This is a genomic window from [Zimmermannella] bifida NBRC 103089 (assembly GCF_001570925.1).
Classification (GTDB): Bacteria; Actinomycetota; Actinomycetes; order Actinomycetales; family Microbacteriaceae; genus Gulosibacter; species Gulosibacter bifidus.
The window spans coordinates 66,075-75,028 of the sequence record NZ_BCSP01000009.1 but is presented as its reverse complement, the minus strand read 5'-3'; the positions used below and the strand labels follow the sequence as shown (position 1 = coordinate 75,028).

Sequence of the window (8,954 nt, the reverse complement as noted above, 5' to 3'; positions counted from 1 at the left end):
CCGCCGAGGCCTAGAATGAAACGGTGACCGAAGTTCTCAACGCAACCACCGCTCGCCCAGCCCTCGCCAACCGAAACGCACTGGGAAAGGTCGCCCTCGTGCCGACCATGGGTGCGCTGCACGACGGTCACCTCGCGTTGATCGAACTCGCCAAGCGCTCCGCCGACACCGTCGTCGTGTCGATCTTCGTCAACCCACTGCAATTCGGCCCCGACGAAGACTACGAGCGTTACCCGCGCCCGTTCGACCGCGACCTCGCGCTCCTCGAACAGGCCGGCGTCGACTACTGCCTGCACCCGAGCGTCGAAGAAATGTACCCAAACTGGCCGGCGACCACCGTCATCGGCGCGGGCGAAGCCGGCCGCATCCTCGAGGGCGAATTCCGCCCCGGCCACTTCGACGGCGTCCTCACTGTCGTCGCCAAACTGTTCAACATCGTGCGCCCCGACATCGCAGTGTTCGGCGAGAAGGATGCGCAACAGCTGGCACTCATTCAGCGGATGGTGCGTGAACTCCACTTCCCGCTCGAAATCCTGCCGCACCCCATCGTTCGCGAGGCCGACGGCTTGGCCCGTTCGAGTCGCAACGCGTACCTCGAAGGTGACGACCGCAACCAAGCCCTGGCGCTCTCGCGAGCACTTCGAGCAGCCGCCGATGCCGCCCTCGATGGAGTCGCCGCATCCCGCACCGCCGCGGTCAACGTGTACGAAACCGCGCCGCTCGTTACGATGGACTACCTAGCGTTTGTCGACCGTGCAACATTCTTGCCGGTCGCCGACGACTTTCGGGGCGACGCTCTCGCGCTGACCGCAGCACGAGTAGGCAGCACTCGACTGATCGACAACCTTGCCGTGACCTTCGCCTAGCCGGACCAACTCGCGCAACGCGAGCACCGCATCCGCGAAACCCGCCAAACCCAGACCCCGCAGAACCGACCGCGCGTTCACTAACCAGGAGCAGCAATGTCAGACGCCCAGCAGGCCGAACTCACCGCCGAAGAAGTTTCGGAGCAGAAGCAGGTTCGCCTCGAAAAGCGCGACCGGATGATCGAACTCGGTTTGGTGCCGTACCCACTTTCGGTGCCGGTAACCACCTCGATCGACGCGGTTGTTGCCAAGTACCCGGATCTCGAACCCGACACCAAGACTGGCCAAACCGTGGGTATCTCGGGCCGAGTCATGCACATCCGCAACACCGGCAAGCTCGCTTTCGCGGCGCTGCAGTCGGGCACCGGCGTGAAGATTCAGGCCATGCTCTCGCTCGCCGAGGTCGGTGAAGAAGCCCTTGCACAGTGGAAGGAATTCGTTGACCTGGGCGATCAGGTGTTCGTTGCCGGTGAAGTGATTTCGTCGCGCCGTGGTGAGCTTTCGGTTATGGCGACCGAATGGCGCATGACCTCGAAGTCGCTGCGTCCGCTGCCGACGCTGCACACCGAACTCAGCGAAGAAACCCGCGTGCGCCAGCGCTACCTCGACCTCATTACCCGCGAGGGCGCCCGCCAGATGGTGCAGACCCGTGCGGCGACGAACGCCTCGCTGCGTGCGACCTTCGCTGAGCACGGCTTCACCGAAGTCGAGACGCCGATGCTGCAGACGCTGCACGGCGGTGCCGCGGCACGTCCGTTCTCGACGCATTCGAACGCGTTCGACACTGAGTTGTTCCTGCGCATCGCACCGGAGCTGTACCTCAAGCGTGCGCTCGTAGGTGGTCTTGAGCGCGTGTTTGAAATCAACCGCAACTTCCGTAACGAAGGCGCCGATTCGACGCACTCGCCAGAGTTCGCGATGCTCGAGGCCTACCAGGCACACGGCGACTACAACTCGATCGCTGACCTCACCCAGGAGCTCGTGCAGAACGCCGCCAAGGCCGCATCGGGCGACGGCAGCATGGTGGTCACGTGGGCTGACGGCACCAAGTTCGACCTCGGTGGCGAGTGGCCGCGTATCTCGATGTACGAGTCGCTCTCGGAAAAGTCGGGCGTGACGATCACCCCCGAGACCTCGCTCGACGAGCTCGCTGCGCTGGCCGCACGCGAGGGCGTTGAAGTGAAGCTGCCGACGCACGGCAAGCTCGTCGAAGAACTCTGGGAACACTTTGTGAAGGGCGAACTCGAACGCCCGACCTTTGTCATGGACTTCCCAGTTGACACGTCACCGCTCACCGCAATGCACCGCTCGAAGCCGGGCGTTGTTGAGAAGTGGGACCTCTACGTGCGCGGATTCGAGCTGGCCACCGGCTACTCGGAGCTCATTGACCCAGTCGACCAGCGTGCTCGCTTCGTAGAGCAGGCACGCGAAGCTGCCCGCGGCGACGACGAAGCCATGCAGCTCGACGAGGAATTCCTCACCGCCATGGAGTTCGGCATGCCGCCGACGGGCGGTATGGGCATGGGGTTGGACCGCCTGCTGATGGCCCTCACCGGCCTCGGCATCCGCGAAACCGTGCTCTTCCCACTGGTGAAGTAGCCCGATAGGCTGCGACAAACCCCAACGATCGGACCCAATTCATGACGCAAGACTGGTGGCTCAACGCCCTTTGGTCGGTAGTACCGACGCTGATCATCGGTGCACTGTTTGGGCTCATCCTGTACGCGGCGCTCAATGCTGACCGCAAGGTCCGCGAAATTCGCGCCGAGGTTGAGCGCGAATACGAGGCCAAGACTGGCAAGAAGGTGCCGCCCGCAGACGGTGCCCCGCGCGCGACTGCACCGGCCGCATCCGAACCTGAAGTTGCCGACGCGGGCGAATTTCCGGCCGCGCACACTTCGTCGCTCGAGATGCCGAAGTCTGACGCGCCCTAAGCTGCACTAGCGCGTACCGCCGCATCCGGCAATTTGCACCGGGATGCGGCGGTGCTCGTTTTCCCAGCACACTTGCGGTTGACTGCCCGGTCGCGATCCGGTCCATCGCACCGCAGAAACCCGATAACGCCAAGGGCGAACGAACGCGCCAACCGGCCACCCTGCCCGCTAACCTCGAATCACTGGTCACCCCTGTGTCCGTGTGTTGCCCTACAACTCGCGGCGTGACCGCAGCCGAAGGAGATGCCTGCATGTTTGAACGCTTTACCGACCGCGCCCGTCGCGTGATCGTGCTCGCCCAAGAAGAGGCGAAGCTGCTGAACCACAACTACATCGGAACCGAGCACCTGCTGCTCGGCCTCATCCACGAGGGCGATGGCGTGGCAGCAAAGGCACTCGAAGCGCTCGACATCTCGCTCGAAGCCGTTCGCGAGCAGGTCCAGGACATCATCGGCAAGGGCCAGCACAAGCCGGGCGGTCACATTCCGTTCACGCCCCGCGCCAAGAAGGTCCTCGAGCTTTCACTGCGTGAAGCGCTGCAGCTCGGCCACAACTACATCGGTACCGAACACATCCTGCTCGGCCTCATTCGCGAAGGCGAAGGCGTTGCCGCGCAGGTGCTCGTGAAGCTCGGCGCCGACCTCAACTCGGTGCGCCAGCAGGTGATTCAGCTACTCGCCGGTTTCCAGGGCAAGGAGCCCGTGGGCGTCGGCGGCGACAGCTCGGCATCGACCGCGAACACCAAGGGCTCAGCCGTACTCGACCAGTTTGGCGAGAATCTTTCGCAGCTCGCGCGCGACAACAAGCTTGACCCGGTAATCGGTCGTGAAAAAGAGATCGAACGCGTCATGCAGATCCTCTCACGCCGTACCAAGAACAACCCGGTGCTCATTGGTGAACCAGGCGTCGGTAAGACCGCCGTTGTTGAAGGACTCGCACAGGCAATCGTCGCCGGCGAGGTTCCCGAAACGCTCAAGGACAAGCAGGTCTACGCGCTTGACCTGGGATCGCTGATCGCTGGTTCGCGCTACCGCGGTGACTTCGAAGAACGCCTCAAGAAGGTCACCAAGGAGATCAAGAACCGCGGCGATATCATCGTCTTCATCGACGAGATCCACACCCTCGTGGGTGCCGGTTCCGCCGAAGGTGCGATCGACGCGGCCAACATCCTCAAGCCAATGCTCGCTCGCGGTGAAATGCAGACCATCGGTGCCACCACGCTCGACGAATACAAGAAGCACTTCGAGAAGGATGCGGCGCTCGAGCGTCGATTCCAGTCGGTGCTCGTAGACGAGCCGTCGGTGCAGCACACCATCAACATCCTCAAGGGATTGCGCGACAAATACGAGGCGTTCCACAAGGTGACCATCACCGATGAAGCCATCGTGGCTGCCGTGCAGCTTTCGGACCGCTACGTGTCCGACCGTCAGCTCCCAGACAAGGCCATCGACCTCATCGACGAAGCCGGCGCACGCCTGCGCCTGTCGGTGCTTTCGTCGCCTCCAGAACTGCGCGAGCTCGACGAAAAGATCGCCCAGGTTCGTGCCGACAAAGAAGCGGCGATCGACACGCAGGACTTCGAGAAGGCCGCCTCGCTGCGCGACAGTGAAAAGGACCTGCTCGGTGAGCGTCTGCGCCTCGAAAAGCAGTGGAAGGCCGGCGACGTCAAGGCAACCGGAACCGTTGACTCGGGTCTGATCGCCGAAGTACTCGCCCAGGCCACGGGCATCCCGGTCTACAAGCTCACCGAAGAAGAAACCGCACGCCTGGTGTTCATGGAAGAAGCCCTGCACCAGCGGGTTATCGGTCAGGATGAGGCCGTCAAGGCACTGTCGCGCACGATTCGTCGTACGCGTGCCGGCCTCAAGGACCCAAACCGTCCATCCGGTTCGTTCATCTTCGCCGGTCCTACCGGTGTCGGTAAGACGGAGCTTGCGAAGGCGCTCGCCGAGTTCCTCTTCGACGATGAGTCGGCGCTGATCACGCTCGACATGTCCGAGTTTGGCGAGAAGCACACCGTTTCGCGCCTGTTCGGTGCCCCTCCAGGATTCGTTGGCTTCGAAGAGGGTGGCCAGCTCACCGAAAAGGTGCGCCGCAAGCCGTTCTCGGTGGTGCTGTTTGACGAGATTGAAAAGGCGCACGCCGACATCTTCAACTCGCTGCTGCAGATCCTTGAAGAGGGTCGTCTCACCGACGGCCAGGGTCGCGTCATCGACTTCAAGAACACCGTGATCATCATGACCACGAACCTCGGTACCAAGGGCATTGCCGGTGGACCGGTTGGTTTCCAGGTCGAGGGCGACACTCAGACCTCGTACGACAACATGAAGGCCAAGGTCAACGAAGAGCTCAAGAAGCACTTCAAGCCCGAGTTCCTCAACCGTGTCGACGACACGATCGTGTTCCCGCAGCTTTCGCCAAAGGAACTGCTGCAGATCGTCAACCTCTTCACGAAGCGTCTTGCCGACCGCATGCTCGATCAGGACATGACGATCGAGATCGCCGACGCAGCGAAGGAAAAGCTCATCAAGATTGGTTACGACCCGGCGCTCGGTGCACGACCACTGCGTCGCGCCATGCAGCAGGAGGTCGAAGACCAGCTTTCGGAGCTCATCCTGCGCGGCGAACTTCGCGGCGGCGACCACGTTGCCGTGACGTACGAAGACGGCAAGTTCGGTTTCAACGTCAAGCGCCCCGAGCGCGTTTCGGCAGCGGCAGCTGAAGCCGAGGCGGTCGCGAGCATCGCGGATGCGGGTGCCTCGACGGCAGACCGCGGCGAGTCCGACGCCTAGTCGCGTCGCGGGCGTAACCGCCCGCATCCCGAAACCGCATTGAAATGTGCCCTTGCCACGACGGCGAGGGCACATTTCGCTGTTGTGGGCAGACGCTGCGGCACCCGAGTCGCCCAGCCACCCCCAGCCAGATAGCCGCGCCGCCCTGCCAGCCAGCTAGTGGCGCCGCGCCAGCCAGCGCCCCAACAGCCAGGGACCCAACAGCCAGGGACCCAACAGCCAGGGACCCAACAGCCAGCTGCCCCAACCCCGCTCAGCAGCCCGATAGCCAACCAGCCATCTCTGCGCTCAGCCAGCCCACCTCAGCTGCCCGTCCACCCCCCTCAGCCGACCGCTACCCAACCAGCCATCTGCGCCCGACCAGCCCACCTCAGCCAGCCCACCTCAGCCGCCCACCTCAACCAGCCCACTTCAGCCGCCCACTTCAGCCGCCCGTCCAGTCGCCAAAGTGGGCCGCAGGTGTGGTGTCGGTTTGTTGTTGGGGCCGAGTTTGGTTGGTATGGGGTTGCGTTAGCCGCCGAAGTCGGCCTCAACGGTGTGGGCGGGGCGTGGGCGTGGGCGGCCAGGCAGCCAGGCGGCCAGGCGGCCAGGCGGCCAGGCAGCCAGGCGAGCAGGCCAGGCGAGCAGGCCAGCAAGCAAGCAAGCGGCCAGGCGCGCGTACGGAAAACGCTGATGCCCCCGAGTAAACACTCAGGGGCATCAGGCGCAGTCAGCTAGGTCGCAGCCGTAGAACAGCGCGGCGTGCGATCACCGAGACGCGAGCAAGACGGATGCGGACGGTGACGAAGGTGCAGCACCATCCGCATCCGGCAAACTACGCGTGTTCGGCGATGAACGCTGCCGAACGTTCGAGCATTTTCGCGCCCATGGCAATCTTGCCGGCGGACGTGAACAGGCCGTGCGCGTGATTCGGCAGGTGCAGCAACTCGACGTGGGTACCGTTCAGCGCGATCACGCGTGCGTACTCAACAGCTTCGACACCGAGTGGGTCGAGACCGAGGGCAAGCACGAGTGCCGGAGGCTGAGGGGCATCGCCAACCTTGACGTGCTGCGCCGGCGAAACACGCTCGTCGCGTGCATCAGCATTGTCAGCAAGCAGGTGCTCGGCGAACCAGCGCATGGTCTTTGCCGTCAGCGGGAAGCCTTCGGCAATGCGCTCGTATCCGACGCTTTCTTCAGCAATGTCCAGTACCGGGTAGAGCAGTACCTGCGCGGTAACTTCCGTTCCCTCAACCTGCATCTGCGGCTGGTACGCAAGCACCGTTGCCAGGCCACCACCGGCGCTGTCACCAATGGTGACAATGCGCTTCGGGTTCCAGGCACGGGATGCGGCTTCGTCGCGAACCCATTCAACTGCGCGGCGGCAGTCCATGTGTCCAGCAGGGAAGGGAAACTCCGGGCCGAGACGGTAGTCAATAGCGACTACCGGCATTCCCGTGAGCGTCGCGAGGCGACGGCATACCGGGTCGTGAGTCTCGAGCGAGCCGGTCACCCACCCGCCCCCGTGCGCAAACACGAGGACGGGTGAGGATGCATCCCGCTCAGCGCGCGGGTCGTATACGCGCACCTGAAACTCGTCGATCTTGACGTCCTCAACCAGCGCAACTTCGTCGCGTTCCAGGCCGTTAGCGGCCGACGAACGCTCGTAGTTCTCGCGCGAAACCTCGATTGGGAAGTCCTCGAAGGACTTGCAACCGGCTTCACGGAAGGCGGCGACAACGCCGCGCTGGTCTTCGGCTACCTGTTCGAGCGGGATGAAGTTGCTCACTGTGCAGCCACCGGCTCTCCGGCCGAGGTGATGATGTAGTCAGCAGGCTTGAACTCGCCGGCCCAGTCCTTGTACTCCTCGACGTTGCCCGACCAGTTGTTGATGACCTTGCCCTTCGAGTTCTTGTACCAGCTCGAGCACTCGCTCGAGAACGACGAGCCCTTCATCTCTTCCTGAACCTGCTCGTTGAACGAACGCAGGCGCTCTGGGCGAACCTCAGCCGCAACGTCCTTGATGCCCTCAAGCTTCTTGAGTGCATCAATGATGTAGTCGTGCTGGATCTCGAACATGGCAACGTTCGAGTTGTGGTTCAGGTTGGTGTTCGGGCCGTACACGAGGAACATGTTCGGGAAGCCGTCAACGGTTACACCAACGAATGCTTCTGCGTCCTCTTCGCCCCAGCGGTCTGCGAGGGTTACGCCGTTGCGGCCAACAACCTCGAGGTCACCCTGGAAGTTCTGCGAGTAGAAACCGGTGCCGTAGATGATGACGTCGGCTTCGTGCTCAACACCGTCGGTGGTGACGATGCCGTTTTCGGTGAAGTGGCTGATGCCTTCGGTCACGAGGGTGACGTTGTCACGCAGGAAGGTCGGGTAGTACGCCGAGGTACGGAGGATGCGCTTGCAGCCGAACTCGAAGGTCGGGGTGAGCTTTTCCTGCAGTACTGGGTCGGTGATAACCGACTTCATGTAGTTAACAGCTTCCTGGGCGCCTTCGGCGTTGCTCTCCGAGCCGGTGCGGGTGCGGTCGAAGCCGGCCTCACGAGCTTCGTAGATTTCCTTACGCGACTCTTCGTAGGTCTCTGGGTGAGCTTCGAAAGCGTCGAGCTGCGCTTCGGTGAAGACAATCTCGTCGCGGGGGAGGATGTAGTTTGCCGAACGCTGGAAGACGTCTACGTGGCCAGCAACCTTGGCGATCTCAGGCAGGTACTGAACAGCCGATGCTGCCGAACCGATCGAGATAACCTTCTTGCCGGTCAGGTCAACGCTGTGGTCCCATTCAGCCGAGTGGAACTGGACACCCTTGAAGAGCTCCTGGCCCTTCCACTCTGGGGTCTTCGGTGCGTTCAGCTGGCCCCATGCCGGTACGAAGAAGTCTGCGGTGAATTCTTCGCCGTCGCGCAGTGCGATCGTCCACTGAGCCGCCGCTTCGTCCCACTTAGCCGATACAACTTCAGCGTTGTACTTGATGTGCTTCTCGAGGCCGAAAGCGTCCTTGAGCTGCACGTTGTAGCTGTGCATGTCCGAACCAGGTGCGTACATCGACGATGCGCGCAGGTGCAGGAAGTAGCTGTAGCAGTAAGCGTGCGACTGGGTGTCACAGGCAACGCCCGGGTAGGTGTTGGTGCGCCATACGCCGCCGACGCCGTCGCCCTTTTCGAAGATGATGAAGTCTTCGATGCCGGCGCGGACGAGCGATGCGCCCATTCCGAGGCCACCGAGGCCAGCACCGAGAACTGCTACACGGTAGTGCTTGGTCATTGTGATTCCTGTTCTTGTTGCGTCACCAGCTACGGACGTAGTTGGTGGTGTGTAGGGGGTTGTCGTGGATGCGCGGGGCGGGATGCGGTTTCGTTGCGTCCCGCTCCGCGCGG

Annotated in this window: 6 protein-coding genes; 4 read left to right on the top strand and 2 right to left on the bottom strand. The window is 62.7% G+C overall.

Annotated elements, in window-relative coordinates; translation table 11 throughout:
* The first annotated feature begins 23 nt into the window (after nt 1–23).
* From panC to ZBI01S_RS07645, 4 genes are all read left to right on the top strand, one after another.
* Nucleotides 24–866 carry a pantoate--beta-alanine ligase gene (gene panC / locus ZBI01S_RS07660; RefSeq protein WP_066058720.1) on the top strand — a complete coding sequence of 281 codons (843 nt, stop codon included), beginning with the start codon at nt 24–26 and terminating at the stop codon, nt 864–866.
* Nucleotides 867–962: 96 nt separating this feature from the next.
* Nucleotides 963–2,465 (top strand): lysine--tRNA ligase, encoded by a 1,503-nt coding sequence (lysS, locus tag ZBI01S_RS07655; RefSeq protein ID WP_066058717.1) that lies wholly within the window; start codon nt 963–965, stop codon nt 2,463–2,465.
* A gap of 41 nt (nt 2,466–2,506) precedes the next feature.
* The gene (locus ZBI01S_RS07650; RefSeq protein WP_066058715.1) at nt 2,507–2,800 is read left to right on the top strand and encodes a hypothetical protein; all 294 of its coding nucleotides are present in this window, start codon (nt 2,507–2,509) and stop codon (nt 2,798–2,800) included.
* A gap of 251 nt (nt 2,801–3,051) precedes the next feature.
* Nucleotides 3,052–5,592, top strand: a complete 2,541-nt coding sequence (locus ZBI01S_RS07645) for an ATP-dependent Clp protease ATP-binding subunit (protein WP_066058712.1) — start codon at nt 3,052–3,054, stop codon at nt 5,590–5,592.
* 814 nt (nt 5,593–6,406) lie between these two features.
* Here the strand turns inward: ZBI01S_RS07645 and ZBI01S_RS07640 are convergent.
* Both ZBI01S_RS07640 and ZBI01S_RS07635 read right to left on the bottom strand, forming a co-directional pair.
* Complete coding sequence (locus tag ZBI01S_RS07640) at nt 6,407–7,360, bottom strand: alpha/beta hydrolase (RefSeq protein WP_066058708.1); 954 nt, start codon at nt 7,358–7,360, stop codon at nt 6,407–6,409.
* The gene (locus ZBI01S_RS07635) at nt 7,357–8,841 is read right to left on the bottom strand and encodes a flavin-containing monooxygenase (protein ID WP_066058705.1); all 1,485 of its coding nucleotides are present in this window, start codon (nt 8,839–8,841) and stop codon (nt 7,357–7,359) included. The genes ZBI01S_RS07640 and ZBI01S_RS07635 overlap by 4 nt, the downstream gene beginning before the upstream one ends.
* Between the last annotated feature and the right edge of the window lie 113 nt (nt 8,842–8,954).

Coding starts and splice junctions, on each gene's coding strand:
- ZBI01S_RS07635 (WP_066058705.1), bottom strand. CDS start 8,841: ATGACCAAGCACTACCGTGTAGCAGTTCTCGGTGCTGGCCTCGGTGGC.
- lysS (WP_066058717.1), top strand. CDS start 963: ATGTCAGACGCCCAGCAGGCCGAACTCACCGCCGAAGAAGTTTCGGAG.
- ZBI01S_RS07645 (WP_066058712.1), top strand. CDS start 3,052: ATGTTTGAACGCTTTACCGACCGCGCCCGTCGCGTGATCGTGCTCGCC.
- ZBI01S_RS07650 (WP_066058715.1), top strand. CDS start 2,507: ATGACGCAAGACTGGTGGCTCAACGCCCTTTGGTCGGTAGTACCGACG.